The following is a 20,436-nucleotide window of genomic DNA, read 5'->3' as shown; positions in this document are numbered from 1 at the left end:
CGAATCGCGCGCTCGCCGCGCTCATGCGAACAGCTCGGCAACCGTCCTTCCCCGCTTCGTTTGGTCAAAATAGCAATCGAGCATCGCCTGCTCGGGAATAATATGGCGAATGCGCGCCGCCCGGTCATCGAGGACATAGACGACATGATAGCGGTCCCGCATAAACAGCTGTACGACGTCCACCGCTTTGCGGTGACCGTGCACGACAATAGGCCCGGCGAGGGTGCCGTAGAAGACCCGCTCCTCAAACCGCCGCTCGCGGTGCAGCAGGAAACGCATGAAGCGATACGGAACCCCGCGCCATTCGTACCAATTGGAATAAAACAAGAAGCCGCCGATCAACAGCCCATTCAGTTGAATGCCCCCTCGGTCCGTCAACAGGTGAAAGACCGACACGGCGATAAACAGCGCGCTCATAATTAAACTGACCATGGAGGCCGCTTGCATCGTTTTTTGGTAAGGAAGCCATAAACCGATCACCGCTTGCATCACTTTGCCCCCGTCGAGCGGAAGCACCGGCATCAAGTTGAACAAAGCGATCAGCAGGTTCGCTTCTATGAAATATTGCCCCCAGACGGGCGGAATGATTCCAAGCAGCATCAGCATATAACCGACCAGCATCATCCAGACGTTCTGCAGCGGCCCGGCCAGAGCTACAGCCGCCTCTTGATAAGCGGGCGTGCCCGCCGCTTCCTCGACGACCGCCACGCCTCCGAAAGGAAGCAGCTGCACTTCGCGGATATCCCAGCCGAAGCTTTTGGCCGCCGCCACATGCCCCATTTCGTGAATCAGGACGATCCCGAACAGCGTGAGCATCTCGACGACATACCCGGTGACGACGGATAATAGAAGCAGCAGCGTGAATAGCGGATGAAAGCGAAATGTAATGCCGAACCATAAGTTCCAAGAGATGCCCCGGCGTTTATTCAAATGTAATCACATCCGAAGGGTCGAGAGGCTTGCCCGCCTTGGAAACGGCGAAGAACAACGTCCCGGACGCCTGTCCCGCTTTCGGTTTGGCCAGCGTGCCCACCGTCTCTCCTCCTTTAAGCCAATCCCCCGCCTGAATGTTGCCTGCGGCCAAATGCCCGTATACCGTCTCCATCCCGCCGGTGTGCCGCAGCACGACCGTAAAGCCGGTATCGTCCTTCTCCCCGGCGAACGTAACCATTCCCGTATCGATCGCGGAAACCGGCGTCCCCGCCTGCGCTCCCAGCAGCACGCCGCCCTGCTCGGGCGTAAATTCGGCGATCAGCCTGCCCTGTACCGGCGCAAAATAATGCTTCGGAAGCGCGGCCACCTTCTCCGCATCCTGATGCTTGGCCGGATTAATCGCCGGCAGAAACGAAGGCGGCCCGCCGAAATACCGCTCGTACCAGACGGCGAGCGCAGCGGTATCGAGCGGCTCCGACAAAGCGGCGGATACGATGTCCTTCCCCCGTTCGGCCCAAGGATGGTCCAGCTTATATAAGCCCCAGACGGCGGCAAAAAGCAGCCCGCTCAGCAGTATTCGGACGGCAAACCGGTTGAAGCGCGGACGATCGGCCACCCCGCCGCCTGCCGGATAGCGTTTATCGTAAGCCGCCCATTCCCGTTGATACTTGCGGTTCCATTCCTCTTCAGGATCGGAACGTACGGGCGGAATGCCATCATTGCGCCGGTTGAAGCGACCCTGGTCCTCGCCAGGCTCGTCCGGATACGCGTAACGCGGATCGGCGTTCAGCGGAAAATGCATATGGGTCAAGTCCGGCTCCCCGAAACCGCGCCGCCAATCATGCTCCTGGAGCTTGCGGATTTTTTCGTTCCTTCGTTCACGCACATTTTTTCTCGTATTCAAGCCCCTGCCCCTCCCTCGCCCTATAGCTAGCTTGTTTACTTCATCCTATGAGCCTGCAGGGGCAAATATACGGGCCGCCGCGCGAAAAACTCCCATCCTTTCTGCGCCAGCAGCGGATGGGAGTTGCAGGGAAAACCTAACCATGTACGCGTTCGACTTGAACCGCGCAAATTTTAAATTCCGGCATGCGGCTTGTCGGATCGAGCGCGTCAACCGTCAACCGGTTAACCGACATTTCCCCGCCCCAATGGAAAGGAACGAAGACGGTGCGAGGCTGAATCCCCTCCGTTACCTTAACCTGAAAGACAAGCGAGTCGCGGCGGCTCGTCAGCCGGATTTTGTCTCCGACGCCTAGCCCGATCTTACCGGCCAGCCACGGGTGAATTTCCGCAACCGGCTCCGGCGACTTCCGGTTCAAGCCTTCGGTACGACGGGTTTGCGCCCCGCTCAAATAATGATTCGGGATCCGGCCGGTCGTCAATACGTAGGGATAATCCGTATCGATCGGCTCCGCAGGCATTTTCGGCGTAATGCCGAACAGCCGGGCTTTGCCGTTCGGATGATGGAAGCGCTCCTCGAACAGGAGCGGCGTGCCGGCATGCTCCGGAGACGGACAAGGCCAGAACAAGCCTTTCTCCCGCTTGAGCCGATCGTAGCTTATGCCGCTGTAATCCGCTTTGCCCCCGGCGGAGGCAAGAGCCAGCTCGTTGAAGACATCTTCGATGGTTTCGTATTGAAAATATTGACCGCGGCCCAGCTCTTCCGCCAGCTCGCAAATGAAGCGGTAATCCAGCTTCGCCTGACCCGGCGGCTCGAGCGCCTGCCCGCGGTGAAACACCCGGCCTTCGAGATTCGTCAGCGTCCCCTCGCCTTCGAGGAACGATGACCCGGGCAGCAGCCAGTGCGCGTACTTCGCCGTCTCCGTCTCGAACATATCGACGACGACGAGCAGCTCGAGCTTCTGCAGCGCCCGCTCCACCATCCGGCTGTTCGGACTGGAAACGATCGGATTCGAGCCGAGCACAAGAAGCGCTTTGATTTCGCCCTCGTCCACCTTCTTCAGCAGCTCGTAGGCGGAAACGCCTTTCCCGGGAAGCTCCCCCGGATCGATGCCCCATACTTTCGCGACATGCTCGCGCGCCGCCGGATCTTCGATCAGCCGATAACCGGGAAGCTGATCCGCCTTTAACCCGTGCTCGCGTCCCCCTTGGCCGTTCGCCTGTCCGGTAACGGCGCCGTAACCACAGCCTCGGCGCCCGATTTTACCGGTCAGCAGCGCAAGATTGATATAGTTGAGCGTATTCTCCACGCCGTTCACTTGCTGCTCCAAACCGCGGGCGGTCAGCACCATGCCCGTCTCCGCCTTCGCGAAGCCGCGCGCGATCGTCCGAACGACGCCCTCGAGCACTCCGGTCAGCTCTTCCACTCGTGCGGGCGTGAACGGCATTACCGCTTCAACAAGCTGATCGAAGCCGGTCGTCCGCTCGTCGACGAATGATTTCGCAACGAGCTGTTCCGTAATGATCACGTGCAGCAATCCGTTCATAAACACGGAGTCGAAGCCCGGCTGCAGCCTGACGTGAATGTCGGCCATCTTCGACGTCATCGTGTTGCGCGGATCGATGGTGACGATCTTGGCGCCGTTCTTCTTCGCTTCGAGCAAATACGGCATCATGGTCGGCTGGCATTCGGCGATGTTCGTGCCGGCCAGAATGATATACTTCGCATTCGGAATCTCCGACAGCGGCATCGTCATGCCGCGATCGAGCCCAAACGCTTGATTGCTCGCCGCCGCCGCCGAAGACATGCAGTACCGCCCGTTGTAATCGACATACCTGGAGCGCAGCGCAACACGGGTGAACTTGCCGAGCAAGTAGCACACCTCGTTGGTCAGCGAACCGCCGCCGTAAACGGCTACCGCATCGTTGCCGTATTGCGCCTGCAGCGCCTGGATTCGCGACGCGATATCCTTCAGCGCGATATCCCAGGGCGCCGAGCTCCACGCGGCTCCGGCCGAACGTGCCGAAGGAAACGCCGCAGCGGGAGCTTCCTTCCCTGCAGCCGTCTCGCGCAGGCCTTCTTCCGCGGGGCGGAACGGCAGCTTCAGCCAGTCCGTCCGGAACAAAGGAGCGGTAATCCGCTCCGGATGCAGCACATGATCCAGCGCGTTCAGCCCTTTTTGGCAAAGAAGGCCTGTCGCTACCGGAAAGTCAGGGCTCGGTTTCACGGTCAAGCCCGGGCTTTCCCCGCTCGGCTGCAGGGTGAGCCCGCACTGCATGCTGCAGAAGCAGCAGTGCGAGGCGGTTTGTTTGTTTGTTAATGACATTAAGGTTGCAATCACGGCACCTCACACTCCCGCTAGAAATGACGTCAGCTGGCTAATTCTTCCGCTTTCGAGAAGCCGATGAACACGAGGCCGTCCTGGATTTTCGTCGGATAGGTGCGTACGCAGCCCGTATCGGGCTTTTGCACAACCCCGGTCGGCAGATGAATTTTGCGGTCGTGCATCGGACAAAAGACGTGCTCGTCGCAGACGATGCCTTCCGCGAGTACCCCCTGTTTATGCGGGCAGCGGTTTTGAATGGCGTGAAGCTTGCCGCCGCTCAATTTGAACAGCGCCACCTCTTCCCCTTGATAACGAATCGTCTTTCCCGTGTTCACGGCCAAATCCTCGTAGGAAACGGCCTTGACCCATACCGTTTGTTCTTCTTGTACGCTCATCGCAAACGCTCCTTCCGGCACCTGTTTGTCTGTCGGATTCCTCTTACGAATTAGTTCAGCTCGACCACTTCATACAAATCTTTTTGAAGCTTTTCGCTGTGAATCGCTTCTTTCCACGGATCCTTCGTGACGGACAAAGCGATGTCCATTCTGGCGCAGAGCGCTTTACGCTGCTCTTCGTCCTCGACGACTTTACGGATATGGTCGATGCCTAAACGGTTGACCCACTCGCTTGTGCGCTCGCCGTATTTGCCCGTTTCCCGGTAATATTGCATGTAAGCTTCCGTATATTCGATAATTTCGCTTTCCGTCTTCACCGTCGTCAGCAGATCGCCCACGCGCACCTTCACGCCGCCGTTACCGCCCGCATACAGCTCCCAGCCGCCATCCACGGATACGATGCCCAGATCTTTAATGCCGGACTCCGCACAGTTACGCGGGCAGCCGGATACGGCCATCTTGAATTTCGCCGGCGTATTCAACCGCTCGAACCGTTTCTCAAGCGCGATGCCGACGCCCATCGAATCGCCCGTTCCGAATCGGCAATAGTCTTCGCCGACGCAAGTTTTGACGGTCCGGAGCGCTTTGCCGTAGGCGTAACCGGACGGCATGTCGAGCTCTTCCCACATCGCGGTCAAGTCTTCCTTCTTCACGCCGAGCAAGTCGATCCGCTGACCGCCGGTCAGCTTCACCGTCGGCACGTTATATTTCTCCGCGACTTCGGCAATCCGTTTCAGATCGGCCGGATTCGTTACGCCGCCGTAAATTCGGGGGACGACCGAGTACGTGCCGTCCTTCTGAATGTTCGCGTGCATCCTCTCGTTCACGAAACGCGACGCCTTGTCGTCTTCATAGGTTTGCGGATGAATCATGCCGAGGTAGTAGTTCAGCGCCGGACGGCATTTGGAGCAGCCTTCCTCGTTCTTCCAGCCGAGCACATGCATCACTTCGCGCACGTGGCTGAGCCCTTTGTCGCGGATCGCCTCCACGATTTCTTCACGCGTGTGCCCGGTACAGCCGCACATCGTTTCCTTCGCATGCGATTTATCGTAAGCATCGCCGAGCGTGTAAGCCAGCAAATCGCTGACGAGCGGTTTACAGCCGCCGCAAGAACGCGAAGCCGTCGTACAGTTTTTCACTTCCTCGACGCTGGTTAATCCTTGATCGCGGATCGAAGAACAGATCGTTCCTTTCGTAACCCCGTTACATCCGCAAACGATCGTACCGTCGCTCATGTCCGCCACGCCGCCGCCCGCGCCGCCTGTCCCCGCCGTATCCTTCAGAATGGCTGTCTTCTCCATGCCGCTAATATCCGTGCCTTCGCGAATCATTTGCATCAAGCGGGTGCCGTCGGACGTGTCGCCGAACAGGACGGCCCCGATAATTTTGTTGTCTTTAATGACGACCTTCTTGTAGACGCCCGAGAAATCGTCCTGTACGCGAATGGCTTTGGTTCCTTCGGCATCGTTGAAGCTTCCGCCGGAGAACACATCCACGCCGGACACTTTAAGCTTGGTGTACACGACGGAGCCTTCGTACGGCCCGGTTTCCACCCCGGCGAGATGCTTCGCGAGTACGGCACCCTGCTCGTATAACGGAGCGACAAGGCCGTAAGCAATGCCCCGGTGCATCGCGCATTCGCCGACTGCATAAACGTTCGGCGCGCTCGTTTGCAAGTAGTCGTTGACGACGATGCCCGGGCTGCATTCGAGGCCGGCCTCTTTAGCCAGCTGCACGTTCGGCCTGATGCCGACGGCCATGACGATCAGATCGGCTTCGGCGATCGTGCTGTCTTTGAATTTCAGTCCGGTGACGCGCTGATCCCCGACAATCTGTTCCGATTGCTTGCCGAGCAGAAAGTTCATCCCTTGCGATTCAAGCGCTGCCTGCAGCATCTTCGACGCGGTCCGGTCCAGCTGACGATCCATGATCGTATCGACGATGTGCACGACGTCCACCTTCATCCCCAGGTTAAGGAAGCCCCGCGCCGCCTCAAGCCCGAGCAAACCGCCGCCGATGACGACTGCCTTCTTATAGGTCTTCGCTGTGGCGATCATCTTCTCGCAATCGTGAATCGTACGGTAAGCCATAACTCCTTCTTTATCGGCTCCCGGCAGCGGAAGCATGAACGGATTGGAACCCGTTGCCAAAATTAATTTATCGTAAGCAACCGTCAGCCCTTGATCGCTCGTGACGGTTTGCGCCGCCGTATCGATAGCCGTCACGGTTTGCCCCGTATATAACGTAATTCCGTTGTTTTCATACCATTCAAAAGGATGGATGACGATATCGTCAACACTCGAATCGCCCGCCAGCACGTATGACAGAAGAATCCGATTGTAGTTCGGATGCGGTTCGCTCCCGAAAATGGTAACGTCGTACTTTCCTGGAGCCAGCTTAAGCAAATGCTCGACAGCGTTCACCCCGGCCATTCCGTTTCCAACCAATACGAGCTTCTCTTTTTGTGCCATGCAGAATCATCCCTTCCCATTATGTGTTCTCAATATCGCCGTATATCTATCCACATCCCGCCGGAAAAAAGGTCACCGGGAGCCGTGCGCTTCCTCACTCCCGAATGACGAAAGTTGGGATATCGAGCTAGCCTAGTTCGACCCGCAAACTACCAAAGACGAGTGGTCGTAAACGTCTTTGCGTATGCAGCCCACAGGCCCAGAGCTGCATATGCCAAGACGTTTGCGCCGATCCGGCTGCCGCTGGCCGATCGGCCAGCGTGCCCGAACGATCCCGCGGTCCGTTATGCGCTGACGCCATCTAACCCGCTTGTCTTGACTTTACCGCCTTCGCCGATCCAAGTGCGCTTCCACTTGCCTTGAACGACCGCAATGACAACGATGCAGACGAGAGCGATGCCGCTCAGGATCAGGAAGCCGGGGGTGAAAGAGCCGGTTGAAAGCTTCAAATTGCCGAGAATTTTCGGCAGGAAATAGCCGCCCAAGCCGCCGGCCGCGCCGACGATGCCTGTAATGATGCCGACCTCCTGACTAAAGCGCTGCGGCACCAGCTGGAACACGGCGCCGTTCCCCATGCCCATAGCCATCATCGCGATGAACAAGAGTCCGGTCGTGAGCCACAAAGCAGGAAGCGTGGAGACAAAAGCCAGCATGATGCCGATTACCGCGTACAGCGTTATGAGCATCCGGATGCCGCCCATCTTGTCGGACATCCATCCGCCGATCGGGCGGAACAGGCTTCCCGCGACAATACAGATGGTTGCGAAATCCGCCGCCGTTACCGCACTGAGCTTATATTCCGTATTGAAAAAGATGGTCAAGTAGTTTGCCATACCGGAAAATCCGCCGAACGTCACCATGTACAACAGACAGAACAGCCATGTGTCTCTCTGACGAAGCACCCGTCCGTAGTCGGCCAGCTTTAATGGAGCAGGCTGCGTCGGGCTGTCTTTCGCCAGGAAGATAAAGATGAGGAAAACGATGACAAGCGGAATGAGCGCTATGCCGAAGACGACGTGCCAGTCTCCGTAATGCCCGGCCAGCCGGTTGGCGAACAGGGTGCTGAAGATCGTTCCGCTGTTGCCCGCGCCGGCGATCCCGAGCGCCAAACCTTGATATTGCGGCGGATACCAGCGGCTGGCCAGCGGCAGCGCTGCTGCGAAGCTCGCTCCCGCAATCCCGAGCATGAGAGCGACAAAGTACATGTCGTTAAGCGTATCGGCAGCTTGCCACCCGTAAATCAAAGGAATAACGGTCAAGAGCATGCCGGCGATTGCCGTTTTCTTTGGTCCGATACGGTCGGTTAAGTATCCCAATACCAATCGGAGAATCGATCCGCCCAGAAGAGGCAGCGCGACCAAGTTTGCTTTTTCCGCGGCGTTCATGTTAAAGTCGTTTGCAATCAAAACCGCCATCGGACCGATCAAAACCCATAACATAAAACTCACGTCAAAATACAAGAATGCGCTGATTAACGAACCTTTGTGCCCGCTTTGCAAGAAACCTTTCCGATCGACCATGGTATCCTCTCCCTTGTATAAGCTTGAAGCCTGCCTATCCGCAAATTTCTGTCTCTTTCTGACTCTGTTGCCGTTTTTTTAGTGTTGTGCCGTGATGTCTTGATGATCACATACGCAAATAGGCCGACGGACAAACCCGCGCCAGTAGGGCACAGCGTCCATCGGCCTCATTGCCGCAGCAGCCACAGCATTGTGAACTGCATGTAAGATGGCGTCGCGTGTAAGCGCACATAAAAAGCCTATCCGTTTACGTAATTGTAAGGGATAGGCGCCATTGCCTCAAGGTTTGACACACCATTGTGTCAACGAACGTTTACTGTTCATATCGTTATTATAGTACGGGATTTTTGATGTGTCAATAAACATTACATAAAAACCAGAACCTAACCATTTCCTTTCGTTTGTCGACAAAAAACAGAGTCTTATGTTATATTTCTAATTGGAAAGCGAGCATCATCAACCAAAACCTAACATATACATGACACAATATGAAATTATAATTCGTGGGGGCGTTGACATGTTACAGTCTTTTTTACTTATTGACGAGTTGGAGCCAACTCGCGCTGCCGCCTCCATGCCAAGTATCCGGAAAGACCCCGACGCCGTCATTAAGGAATCCGTGCCCGAAGCGATGCTGAAAGATATGGGATTTCGCGTTTACGCGGCCTTCAGCTCCAAGGAGCTATCCTTTCACATCGGAAAAGCGGATGCGGTCCTGTTATCGGTGCCGACCGATCAAGTGGTGAACTGGCGCAGCCGGGTGCTTGCCGAACGCAGTCTCCCCGTCTTCTGGTGGTGCGACCGCGAGACATTCCCGAGCCACGCATGCAAGCTCGATCCGGGCATTGACGGCTTGCTCGGTTCCTGTATGAGCGAGTTGGAAATTCACTGCGCGCTGCTGCTCGGTGTGAACCATTACTTCCAAAGGACCGAGTGGCAGCAGGAACGGGAGCAGTTGTTATCCAAGCTGGAGGAGCGCAAATGGGTCGATCAGGCGAAACGAATCCTGTGTGAAATCAAGCACATTTCAGAAGCGGAAGCTTACGATTTTTTACGCAAGCAGGCCATGAACGAACGAAAACGAATGGTAGACGTCGCCACCTCCATCGTCAAGGTATATCAGCTGCTGCAGGATGAGAATAAAGGAGGCCGAAGACGATGATATCTTTACTTAAAGAAGTAGGCCGCGGCAAACGCGGCGCCAGAGACCTCACTTACGACGAAGCCGCGCAAGGGGCCGAAGCCATTCTCACCGGCGAAGCGACCCCGGCTCAAATCGGCGCCTTCCTGGTCGCGGAACGGATCAAAATGGAATCGCCGGTCGAGCTGCGCGCCTTCATCGACGCTTTGCGCAAGCGCATCACGCCGTATCCGATTCGCGGCAGCTTCGATTGCGCCGGCCCTTACGACGGCCGAACGCGCACGTTCATCGCCACGTTCCCGACCGCGTTCGTTCTGGCTGCCTGCGGAATGCCGGCGACGCTGCACAGCAGCCCGAGTCTGCCGCCGAAGTACGGCGTCACCCTTGCGGACGTGCTGCAGGCGCTTCATATTCCAGCCGTCCACGCCTCCCGGGATGCGTTGATCTCTGCAGCAGAGCAAACCGGATTTATGTTCGTACCGACCGAGCGCTGGTGCAAGCCGCTGGGCGAATTGCGCGGGCTCAGGCAGGAACTCGGCTTGCGCACCGTGTTCAATACGGCCGAGAAGCTGCTTCGCTTTACGGATGCCGAAGCGATGGCCGTCGGCGTATTCCACGGCACGGTGTTCGAGAAAATCGCCGGCACACTAATCGAACTCGGAGTAAACCGCGGCATCGTCGTACAAGGGATGGAGGGCTCCGAGGACTTGGCCGTCGATAAGCGTACCCGTACTTATGTGATACGGGACGGCGCAAGGGAGCTGTTCATCGTCGATCCGGAATTGTTCGAGCTGATGGTCGAAGTGCCGGAAGGCGAATGGACGGCGGAGCGTCAAGCCAGCACCGCGCTCTCCGTGCTTCGCGGCGACGCCGAGCTGCCCTACTTGAACATGGTGCTGCTGAACAGCGCCGTTCGTCTCTGGACAGGCGGAATCGCCGGTTCCATTGAAGAGGGCGTCTATTTGGCCCGTCACGCGCTGATTCAAGGAACCGCGCTTCAGACCTACAAGGATTGGACGGAAGCGGTCAATCCGGTTTCGACGCTGTAATTCCAAGAAGACCCGAGGCTTCTGTGGCCTCGGGTCTTCTTTTTGCGCTGCCGCACCGCTTGGACTCGCCACAGCCGGCAAGTGAAAGCAGCGAAACGATGGTGCGCTATCGGGCTTTTTTTGTGGCAGCCGTACGGTCCCGTCGTTCATTCTTCGTCCAACAGCTTGTCGTCATGCATACGAATGCTCATTACGAGCCCCATCGCCACCATGTTGATCAATAACGACGTACCGCCGTAGCTGATGAACGGCAGCGTAATCCCGGTGAGCGGCATAATGCCGATCATCATGCCGACATTCTGAAAGATTTGAAAGACGAGCATCGACACAATGCCGATAATGATGAACGAACCGGCATAATTGTCGCAATAAATGGAAATGAGGATCATCCGATAGATGAGCACGAAATACATTAAAAGCAAGATCGACGCGCCTACGAACCCGAACTCCTCGCCGACGACGACGAAGATCGAATCGGTATAGGCGACCGGAATGAAATTGCTGTGGATGGACGATCCGTTCAAATACCCTTCCCCCGTCAGCGAACCTGAACCGATTGCGCGGATGGCGTTATCGACGTGGTACGTATCGTTCTTATCGGCTTCGGTCGGGTTAACGAACGTATTGATCCGATCCATCCAGTGCGTCGGCAGCTCCTTCGATCTCAAGAACGCTTGCAGCGGCACATGGTACAGCTTGAACAAAAATATAAACAAGTACGAGAGGCCGGTGATGATCGCCGCGCCAAGAAAAGCGTAGATGAGCTTGATATTTCCGATCCAATACATACCGATCAAGATAACGCCCAAGATGATCGCATTGCCGAGATCGGGCTGGATAATGACAAGTGAAATTGGCAGCAGCGCGATCAGACCGATGGGAATGACATCGCGCAGCAGTTCAAGCGGTTCGCCCTTTCGTCTCGCCATGAAGGTAGCCAGCGTCAAGATTAAAATAATTTTGACAAGTTCGACCGGTTGAAAGTCGAGTCCGAACGGCAGTCCTTTGAACCAACCGCGGGCGCCGTTGATTTTGGAACCGAAGAAATAAACGGCCACCAGCAGCAAAATACCGATACCGTACAAATAATACGACGTCTTGATCAACACCCGGTAATCGAAAGCCGCCGTCAAAAAGAATGCCACAATGGAAATCGAGTAAACGATCGCCAGCTTCTTCGTATCGAATGTGAACATACTGTCATTCAAGGTCGCACTGTACAGCAGCAGCGTGCTGATCACCATAAAAGCGAGCAGCAGGAAGACGATCAGCGGGTCAATTTTTTTAAACTTGTGCAGCACTTGACTTTCATCCTATCCCGAAAAACTTTTTCATTTTGATGAACATACCGGAACGGTCTTCAAGCTGCATCAACGGCACGGAGTCGCCAAGTATACGGCGGGCGATATTGCGGTAAGCGATCGCCGCGCGGGAATTCGGGTTCATCACCGTAGGTTCGCCCATGTTGGCCGCTTTAATGACATATTCGTCATCAGGGACGATGCCGAGCAAATCGATGGCGAGCACCGAACAAATTTCATCGACGTCAAGCATTTCGCCCTTCTTGACCATGTTCGGACGAATGCGGTTGATCACCAGCTTCGGCGATTCCACGTTCGGTTCCTTCTCCAGCAGCCCGATGATCCGGTCGGCGTCGCGGACGGCCGCATTCTCCGGCGTCGTGACGACGATCGCCTTGTCCGCGCCGGCGATCGCGTTCTTGAAGCCCTGCTCGATACCGGCCGGACAATCAATAATGACATATTCGAAGTCCCGCTTCAGATCGAGCACAATTTGCCGGACCGCGTCCGGGGAAATCGCATGTTTGTCTTTCGTTTGCGCCGCAGGAAGCATGTACAGTTCATCAAAGCGCTTGTCTTTGACCAAGGCTTGCGGCAAACGGCAGCGTCCTTCGGCTACGTCGATCAGATCGTAAATAATCCGGTTCTCCAAGCCCATCACGACGTCCAGGTTGCGCAACCCGATATCGGTATCGACCATGACCACTTTCTTGCCCTGCAGCGCCAATGCCGTGCCGATGTTGGCCGACGTCGTCGTTTTACCGACACCGCCTTTGCCTGAAGTGATGACGATTGCCTCTCCCATAGGTCCCACTCCTTCAAGGGTAGTTTAAAAAGTACACAGTGATCACATGTATAGTTCCGGTCTTTAATTTTATTATAAGAGCGCAAATCGGTGCATGTGATGAATTTTGTCGATTTCCATTTTACCATGCTTCACATAAGCGAACTCCATATACGCATCAAAAGCTTCGCTGAGGTCCCACTCGTCCGGCGGACGACTGATGATACCCCCTATGCGAAGCTGCGTCGGCCGCATGTGCGAGGCGGCGATAACGGCTGTCTCGTCTCCGTCCGCTCCCGCGTGCGCCATTCCGCGCAGCGAACCCATAATATAGATGCTGCCCGTGCTGACGATGGCGCCCCCCGGGTTGATATCTCCAAGCAGCAGCATGTCGCCTTCATGCGTCAAGGTTTGTCCGGAGCGAACGATGCCTCTGACGATCTTCACGTCTGAGGCGTCCGGCATCTCCCTGTCTTGCGAGGGATCCAGCGACTCCATCGATTGGATCAACAGATTGCCCTTTTGACTAATAATCCGGCGCACCTGTTCTTTCTGTTCGTCCGTAACCGCCCGCTTTCCGAGCTTTACATGGACATGGATAATCGGTCCGGTTAAAATTTGCTGATGCGTCTTTTCCAACTTGTGGTTCAATTCTTCCAGCACGTCAGAAAATTCACATGTATCATCAAGTAAAAAGACGAGCCCGTCTTTAACACCTTTGATTGTCACATGATGTTTGGCTGCCGTCATAAACGTTCCTACCTCCTAAGCCTATACAATTCGGCTTGGCGCAGGCGTTCTCCTGCCGGGCCGCGGAAATTTATTCTTCGTTCTCCGCCGGTTTTCCGGGCATGCTCTCGAACAAACGACGTATCGGCACGTAAATGGCCAGTGCGAATAACAAATTAATGAGCATGCTGGGCAGCATCCGATGCAGGAACACCCACTCAAACTGGATATGGGTCACGCGAAATAAACGATAAATTCCGAATAAGGCTGCGTCGTAAAATAAATGGCCGAGACCGATCACTAGCATGCTGATCACAATGCTGGAATAAATCCTCCCCTGCATCAAGCCGGCCAAATACCCGGCCAGCCCCATGGCGAACGTCACCGGCCCCAGCATCGGCGAGAAGGTCATGAAATCGAACAGCATGCCGAAAATCAATCCGTACATCAGCGCCACATGCCGATGGATGTATAGCCCGATGAACAGAACGACAACGAGCACGAAGTGCGGGTTCACTTCCACGTTCGACTGCCAACTGAGGGGGATGATCCAAGGCAGCAGCGTCGTTTCCAACAAAAACAAACCGAACAAAATCAACCAAAGCTTCTTATAACTCACTTTTGCCCGTCACCTCAACTCTCCGGCACTTCAACGACGAACACTTCGCGAAGATGATTGAAGGAAGCGAACGGTTCTATCGTGGCGACGTGGGTAATGCCAAAATCGCCTTCGCGCCGTTCGATGACTTTGCCCACCTCGATGCCGCGCGGAAACACAAGCCCTTTGCCCGATGTAATGACCGTATCCCCAACCTGGAGCGGGTCGTTCGGATCGATTTTGGTCATGACGAGCTTGCCCGCCTCCGGATCGTATTTCTCGATCAAACCGAATGACTCGTTCTCCTTCGTCTTGACCGTGACGGATATCGCTTTGGACTCAAGCGCCGCTTTGTCGTCGATGCCGGTCAACAGCTGCACGTTCGAATAAAACGCAGACACCTCGGTCACACGGCCGATCAAGCCTTCTACCGATATGACCGCCATGTTCGGCCGAATGTTGTCCTTCTCGCCTAAATTGATCGTGATCGATTTCCCTTGTTGGACGAACGACACGACCTCGGCAATGCGGAATTTGTATTGATTCATCTGTTTTTGCCGTTCGGTAAAGCCAAGGGCGTCCTGCAGCCGCTGATTCTGCAATTCAAGATCGTTCAAACGCGTCGTATCGCGGGCATAACGGGACAACGTTCCCCGAAGCACCTTGTTTTCTTCGTAGATCGTCCACAGCTGGCCTACATCTTGAAAGAAACCGGTGATCATGCCCACCGGCTTATAAATCAATCCCTGCGTCCAGGAGATTGAGTCTTTGACAAACTTTTCCGGCCATGTTTCATATCCCCGCTTACCGAACGTCAATCCCATAAGCGCGATGAAACAAATCAGGCCGAGCATCAGAATAAGCAGTCTTTTGTTCCCCAGTAGCTTCAATGCTTACACCTTCCACCTGCAACCTTTAATGCGGTAAATCCGGCTATCGGAACAATCATCTTAACGTCTGGCTTTACTGGTAGGACCCGATCTCGTTTTGAACAAATGGATGTTCTCAAGCGCGCGGCCCGTTCCGATCGCTACGCAGTCGAGCGGATTTTCCGCCACAAGCACCGGCATCCCGGTTTCGCGTGCAAGCAGCCTGTCCAGGTTGCGCAGCAGTCCCCCGCCGCCTGTCAGCACAATACCGCGATCCATGATGTCCGCAGACAGCTCCGGCGGGCATTTCTCCAGCGTCACCTTTACCGCGTCAACGATGCTGTTCACCGTATCGCTCAACGCTTCGGTGATCTCATCCGAGCTGATCGACATCGTTTTGGGCAGTCCCGACACCAGGTCGCGGCCGCGGATTTCCAGCTTGGCCGACGTTTCCATCGGAAGCGCCGAACCGATTTCCATCTTGATCTGCTCGCTGGTCCGTTCTCCAATCATCAAGTTGTAGGTGCGCTTAATGTATTGGGTGATCGCCTCGTCCATCTCATCGCCGGCTACTCGGATCGAACGGCTCGTGACGATACCGCCGAGCGAAATGACAGCCACCTCGGTCGTCCCGCCGCCGATGTCAACCACCATGCTGCCGGTCGGCTCCCAGACCGGCAAGTCGGCGCCGATGGCCGCGGCGAACGGCTCTTCAATGGTATAGGCATCGCGCGCGCCGGCTTGCCGCGTCGCGTCTTCCACCGCGCGCTTCTCGACGGCGGTTATCCCGGAAGGCACGCATACCATGACGCTGGGGTGGCGCTGGAACAACAACCGCTGCTTCTGCGCCTGGCGAATGAAATATTTGATCATCGTCGACGTCGTCTCAAAATCGGCAATGACGCCGTCCTTCATCGGACGGATGGCCCGGATGTTGCCGGGGGTGCGTCCGATCATTTTTTTGGCGGCCTCGCCGACGGCTTCAATTGTTTTCGTATCGGTACGGATCGCGACTACGGACGGTTCCCGGACGACGATGCCTTTTCCTTTGACGTAAACTAGTGTGTTGGCGGTACCGAGATCGATACCTAAATCTTTCGTAAATCCTTCGAAACCAAACATAAATAGGGTACTCCCTTCTCTATTTGAAGGCGTGTCTCACGCGTTTTGTATTATATTACATCAATCCGAGTTCCTTCAAACTCACGAAGCGGAGGTCGCCGATAATGAGATGATCGAGCACTTCGATTCCCACGATGTCACCGGCCTCCACAAGCCGTTTCGTCATTTGAATGTCCTCGGGACTTGGGGTCGGGTCGCCGCTCGGATGGTTGTGAGCACATACGATGGAAGCGCTGCTTCGTTTGATCGCGGCCCGAAACACTTCGCGCGGATGCACGATCGAAGCGTTCAAGCTGCCCATCGATAGCGTCTCCTGTCCGATCACATGGTTTTTCGTGTTCAGAAACAAGCAGACGAAATGTTCTTTTTGCAAATAGCGCATATCCTCCGTCAAAATCGCGGCGGCATCCTGCGGCGAACGGATGGTCACGGTTTCGTTCATCGCCGACCGCGCCAATCTTCGTCCAAGCTCGATCCCGGCTTTGATTTGCAGCGCCTTGGCGGCGCCGATGCCTTTGAAAGAAGTCAGCTGCTCCAGGCTTACATCGACGAGCGCCCGCAGCCCCCCGCTCTCCCGAAGCAGCCGCTCGGCCAAGCGGACCGCCGATTCCTGGTAGGTGCCGGTTCGCAGTAATATGGCGAGCAGTTCCGCGTTGCTTAAAGCCTCAGCCCCATGCTGCATCATTCGTTCTCTAGGTCGGTCTTCATTCGGGACATCGCGCAATGTGATATTGTGCGATTCCATGCATTCCCCTCTTTCTTCTCCCTGGCGGCCGACAGCGGACAAACCCGCCGTCACGCCTGCAGCCGGTTATTCTAGAACACCCATTATACCATTTCACCCGGTCAAAAAACAGCAATAGAAAAATCAGCCAACATGTCGGAAAGCAGCGACATCGGAAGTCCGACGACATTGAAATAATCGCCCTCGATTCGTTCCACGATCGTCGCGCCGATCCCTTGGATCGCATAAGAACCGGCCTTGTCCAGTGGTTCGCGGGTTGCGATATATCGGCGGATCCGCTCATCCGACATCGGCTTCATCCGGACGACGGTGCGCTCGTGGGCCACGCTCGTCCGTCCGTCGGCAAGTCCGATGCAAGCGACGCCGCTGTACACCTCATGCTCGCGTCCTTGCAGCCGTTTCAGCATCCGGAAAGCGTCCTCTTCGTCGCGCGGCTTGCCGAGCACGTTCCCATCCAACACAACGATCGTATCGGAACCGACAATGACGCCGTCCTCCGCTTGGGCAGGTTCTCTCTCATAACGTTCGTAGATCGCCCTCGCTTTGCGTTCGGACAACTCTTCTACGATTTGCGACGGCGTCCTTCCAGGGTCCGTCGTCTCATCGACATCGCTGACTTCGATCCGATACGGAAGCGACAAAGAGCTTATTAATTGTTGCCGCCGCGGCGACGATGAAGCCAAAATGACGATTTTTGTCGTCGTAATCGACATAAAACGATCCCCCGCTTCGAATTTTTAATAAGGTAGCCGTTTCTTACAGTTTCCTAAAAGTCCAAAAGCCCGCCGCCAATCCGGCAATGCTGATCAGGTTAAGTCGGATATGAAAATCGAGGTAGTACCGGATGACGAGCAAATCCGCCTTCGGCTGCCAGGAGAGCTCGACCGACCTGGTCAAAAAGGCAAGTACGGAATAAGCCGACAATAACTGCCCGATGAGCGTTCCCGCAATGAGACCGACAAGCAGCAATAGAATGAGGGTAAACGTATTTTTTTTCAAGATATAGGTTACCTCTTTCGGGAAAATATTAACCCGTGCTGTCTGATTTTTATACGTCAGGGCCATTCGTTATTATACCATATTTGGAAGAGGCGGGCTGTTTTTTGTTGGAGGATGTTACCAGCTTACAGTGCTCATAAATGCCTGTAGAATAATGACGGAAAGGGGGGGACCGGATGGCACAACGTTGGCTTCGAGCCGCACTTGTTGCGTTATGCGTCTGGACGCTGCCCGGACAAGCCTCGGCGGCGACCGTGGTCGTCGATCCGGGGCATGGAGGTTACGATCCGGGCGCGATCGGCGTGAACGGACTGCAAGAGAAAGTTGTCAATCTGGACATTTCCCGTAAATTGCGCGATTTGCTTGAACAACGCGGCTACGATGTGCGCATGTCCCGCGACTCCGACGTTTATTTATCGCTGAGCGAGCGGGTCGCCTTCGCCAAAAACCAAAACGCGGATTTGTTCGTATCCATCCATGCGAATTCGTACTCGAATCCTTCCACTCGAGGCGCCATGGTTCTCTACTACGATGATGCTTATCCCCAAGCCAGTTATCCGGCCAGCGCGGAGATGAGAGCGCTGACCTCCGAAAGCCGCGAGCTCGCCAGGAAGGTGCTGGACAGCTTCGTTGCAACCGTCGGCGGCGAAGACCGCGGTCTGGTGCCGAGCGCCGTGTACGTCGTTCGGTCGGGTAATATTCCCAGCGTGCTGGTCGAGACGGCGTTTCTGTCGAACTCCGCGGATGCGGCGCTGCTGGCGAACGATTCGGCTCGTCTGACGATGGCGGAAGGAATCGCCAAGGGCATCGAGGCGTATCTGCCGCCGAATCTAACCTTCCCCGATACGCGCGGCCATTGGGCGCGCGAAGCGATCCAGCGCCTCGCGGATCAAGCCATCGTGACCGGCACCGGCAAGCGCTTCGAACCGGCACGTGCGCTGACGCGAGCCGAGTGGGTGACGCTGCTCGGCCGCTTGTTCGACCTGGACGCGGCCGCGGCTGAGAACCCGGCTTGCGCAAGCGGCGCCGCAGCGACGGTCGCACAAGCCGTGTATGACGCGGGCGGCTGCCGCAGCGACGCGACGAAGAAAGGAGCGTCCGGCTTCCGCGACGTGACGGCGGGGCACTGGGCTTACGCCGCGCTGGATCAGGCTGTGAAGGCCGGCCTGCTGGACGGCTACCCCGACGGCACGCTGCGACCGGACAACCCGGTCAGCCGCGCCGAGGTTGCCGCCCTGTTCCAGCGCTTGGCCAAGCCTGCGCCGGCGGACAGCGTCCGCCAGCCGTTCCGCGACGTGCCCGGGGACTACTGGGCGGCGGAGGCGATCGCGGCGCTGAAAGCGAGCGGCTTCATTGACGGCGTTACCGCAACCGAATTTGCGCCGGAGCGCGCAATGAACCGGGCGGAGGCCGCAGCGCTGATCGACCGTTATAAGAATCCCAAATAACGGCCAATCCGCTAAAATCCGATGTTCCCTGGTCAGGGAGCATCGGATTTTTCTAGTTAAACCAACCTTTTTTTCTAAACCAGGTAAACATGCCAAAACCGATGGCGAACATCAGCGCCAAAACGATAAAATAGCCCCACTGCCATTTTAACTCGGGCATGTTCTCAAAGTTCATGCCGTAAATGCCCGCGATGAAGGTTAAAGGCATGAAGATGGTCGTAATAACGGTTAAAGTTTTCATAATCGTATTCATCCGGTTTGAATTCAGCGAGATGTAGCTATCCCGCATATCGGCCGTTACATCCCGGTTGGAGTCAATCATCTCGGACAGCTTCAGCAGGTGGTCATGGACATCCTTGAAGTAAAACAAATGTTCCTTGATGCCTTCAATACGTTCGGAATTAATGACCCGGTACAGAAGATCGCGCATAGGTACAATCGTTCGCCGAAGCTTTAACAATTTGGAGCGGATTTCGAATATATCGTCCATTAACGCCTGGATCGATTCCGACCTAACCTTATTCTCGATATCGTTCAGCTGATCTTCGATTTGATAAACACTGGGGAAATATTGATCCACCAGCTTGTCCATAATGAGGTAAGCCGCATAAATGGGGCCTTGGTCAACGCCTTTATTCTGCCCGCTGATCTTGGCCCAGGCATCCTCCACTTCCCTCGCAGGGTTCAAATGGAAGGTGACGACAAAGTTGTTTCCTAAAAATAAATCCACTTCCTCAGCGGCAAGTGTTTGGGGATGAATCGCGTGCATGACGAAAAAATGCACATCCTCATAATGATCTAATTTAGGCCTTTGCAGCAAATGGAAGCAATCTTCGACGGCAAGCGGGTGAAAATGAAAATGACTTTCTAAAAGTTTCGCTTCCTCTTCGGTTGGATCATTAAAGTCGACCCAATACCAACGAATATCGGCATCTGCAAGCCGGTTTAATGAAACGTCCTTCATCACTTGCAAATCGTAGGTTACCGCTAATGAACGAATCATGAATAACTCCTTGGTCATTCGGTTTGTTGGTATAGTTCTGAGTATACCATAATCTTATTCTTTGCAAATGATTCGTCCCTACACCTGCAAACGCAGAAA

The 20,436-nt window shown here is 55.5% G+C and carries 19 protein-coding genes; 3 read left to right on the top strand and 16 right to left on the bottom strand.

What is annotated here, in order from left to right; genetic code table 11:
- Positions 1-21 precede the first annotated feature (21 nt).
- The 6 genes from ACZ439_RS19960 to ACZ439_RS19935 form a co-directional block, all read right to left on the bottom strand.
- Positions 22-930, bottom strand: coding sequence for a M50 family metallopeptidase (locus tag ACZ439_RS19960; protein ID WP_201318185.1), 909 nt, complete (start codon positions 928-930; stop codon positions 22-24).
- A complete protein-coding gene (locus ACZ439_RS19955) occupies positions 923-1,837 on the bottom strand; it encodes a M23 family metallopeptidase (RefSeq protein ID WP_155613760.1) in 915 nt (304 codons plus the stop codon). Before ACZ439_RS19955 ends, ACZ439_RS19960 begins: the two co-directional genes overlap by 8 nt.
- A gap of 136 nt (positions 1,838-1,973) precedes the next feature.
- Positions 1,974-4,178, bottom strand: coding sequence for a molybdopterin oxidoreductase family protein (locus ACZ439_RS19950; RefSeq protein WP_464620076.1), 2,205 nt, complete (start codon positions 4,176-4,178; stop codon positions 1,974-1,976).
- A 29-nt stretch (positions 4,179-4,207) separates the two neighbouring features.
- The gene (gene nirD / locus ACZ439_RS19945) at positions 4,208-4,558 is read right to left on the bottom strand and encodes a nitrite reductase small subunit NirD (protein ID WP_054798074.1); all 351 of its coding nucleotides are present in this window, start codon (positions 4,556-4,558) and stop codon (positions 4,208-4,210) included.
- Between the two features lie 50 nt (positions 4,559-4,608).
- A complete protein-coding gene (gene nirB / locus ACZ439_RS19940; RefSeq protein WP_054798073.1) occupies positions 4,609-7,029 on the bottom strand; it encodes a nitrite reductase large subunit NirB in 2,421 nt (806 codons plus the stop codon).
- Positions 7,030-7,313: 284 nt separating this feature from the next.
- A complete protein-coding gene (locus tag ACZ439_RS19935) occupies positions 7,314-8,549 on the bottom strand; it encodes a nitrate/nitrite transporter (RefSeq protein ID WP_127607816.1) in 1,236 nt (411 codons plus the stop codon).
- 517 nt (positions 8,550-9,066) lie between these two features.
- Between ACZ439_RS19935 and ACZ439_RS19930 the strand changes: the two genes are divergently transcribed.
- Positions 9,067-9,711, top strand: a complete 645-nt coding sequence (locus ACZ439_RS19930; protein ID WP_464620075.1) for an ANTAR domain-containing response regulator — start codon at positions 9,067-9,069, stop codon at positions 9,709-9,711.
- Positions 9,708-10,739 carry an anthranilate phosphoribosyltransferase gene (locus tag ACZ439_RS19925; protein ID WP_054798071.1) on the top strand — a complete coding sequence of 344 codons (1,032 nt, stop codon included), beginning with the start codon at positions 9,708-9,710 and terminating at the stop codon, positions 10,737-10,739. Before ACZ439_RS19930 ends, ACZ439_RS19925 begins: the two co-directional genes overlap by 4 nt.
- Before the next feature lie 146 nt (positions 10,740-10,885).
- On the opposite strand, the gene ACZ439_RS19920 is transcribed toward ACZ439_RS19925, so the two are convergent.
- The 9 genes from ACZ439_RS19920 to ACZ439_RS19880 all read right to left on the bottom strand — a co-directional run bounded on the left by ACZ439_RS19920 (position 10,886) and on the right by ACZ439_RS19880 (position 17,886).
- Positions 10,886-12,040 carry an FtsW/RodA/SpoVE family cell cycle protein gene (locus ACZ439_RS19920; RefSeq protein WP_127607812.1) on the bottom strand — a complete coding sequence of 385 codons (1,155 nt, stop codon included), beginning with the start codon at positions 12,038-12,040 and terminating at the stop codon, positions 10,886-10,888.
- A gap of 7 nt (positions 12,041-12,047) precedes the next feature.
- Positions 12,048-12,845 carry a septum site-determining protein MinD gene (gene minD / locus ACZ439_RS19915; protein ID WP_054800146.1) on the bottom strand — a complete coding sequence of 266 codons (798 nt, stop codon included), beginning with the start codon at positions 12,843-12,845 and terminating at the stop codon, positions 12,048-12,050.
- 72 nt (positions 12,846-12,917) lie between these two features.
- Complete coding sequence (gene minC / locus ACZ439_RS19910; protein ID WP_054798070.1) at positions 12,918-13,574, bottom strand: septum site-determining protein MinC; 657 nt, start codon at positions 13,572-13,574, stop codon at positions 12,918-12,920.
- Between the two features lie 70 nt (positions 13,575-13,644).
- Complete coding sequence (gene mreD / locus ACZ439_RS19905) at positions 13,645-14,172, bottom strand: rod shape-determining protein MreD (RefSeq protein ID WP_054798069.1); 528 nt, start codon at positions 14,170-14,172, stop codon at positions 13,645-13,647.
- Positions 14,173-14,186: 14 nt separating this feature from the next.
- Complete coding sequence (gene mreC, locus ACZ439_RS19900) at positions 14,187-15,041, bottom strand: rod shape-determining protein MreC (RefSeq protein WP_127607809.1); 855 nt, start codon at positions 15,039-15,041, stop codon at positions 14,187-14,189.
- Positions 15,042-15,101: 60 nt separating this feature from the next.
- Positions 15,102-16,142 (bottom strand): rod shape-determining protein, encoded by a 1,041-nt coding sequence (locus ACZ439_RS19895; protein WP_127607807.1) that lies wholly within the window; start codon positions 16,140-16,142, stop codon positions 15,102-15,104.
- A 55-nt stretch (positions 16,143-16,197) separates the two neighbouring features.
- Complete coding sequence (gene radC / locus ACZ439_RS19890) at positions 16,198-16,887, bottom strand: RadC family protein (protein WP_054800144.1); 690 nt, start codon at positions 16,885-16,887, stop codon at positions 16,198-16,200.
- A gap of 101 nt (positions 16,888-16,988) precedes the next feature.
- Positions 16,989-17,600: a Maf family protein gene (locus ACZ439_RS19885; RefSeq protein ID WP_372813075.1), complete on the bottom strand. Its 612-nt coding sequence runs from the start codon at positions 17,598-17,600 to the stop codon at positions 16,989-16,991.
- Positions 17,601-17,643: 43 nt separating this feature from the next.
- Positions 17,644-17,886, bottom strand: coding sequence for a DUF4321 domain-containing protein (locus tag ACZ439_RS19880; RefSeq protein WP_127607803.1), 243 nt, complete (start codon positions 17,884-17,886; stop codon positions 17,644-17,646).
- 176 nt (positions 17,887-18,062) lie between these two features.
- On the opposite strand from ACZ439_RS19880, the gene ACZ439_RS19875 reads away from it, so the two are divergent.
- Positions 18,063-19,334: an N-acetylmuramoyl-L-alanine amidase gene (locus tag ACZ439_RS19875; protein ID WP_141334307.1), complete on the top strand. Its 1,272-nt coding sequence runs from the start codon at positions 18,063-18,065 to the stop codon at positions 19,332-19,334.
- Positions 19,335-19,386: 52 nt separating this feature from the next.
- Here ACZ439_RS19875 and corA read toward each other — a convergent pair whose 3' ends face one another.
- Entirely contained in the window at positions 19,387-20,337 is a 951-nt protein-coding gene (corA, locus tag ACZ439_RS19870) for a magnesium/cobalt transporter CorA (protein WP_141334309.1), read from the bottom strand.
- Between the last annotated feature and the right edge of the window lie 99 nt (positions 20,338-20,436).

The sequence above is a fragment of the Paenibacillus sp. JCM 9796 genome (assembly GCF_055379675.1).
The sequence above is the reverse complement of the archived record's forward strand: the minus strand, read 5'-3'. Positions and strand labels throughout refer to the sequence as shown.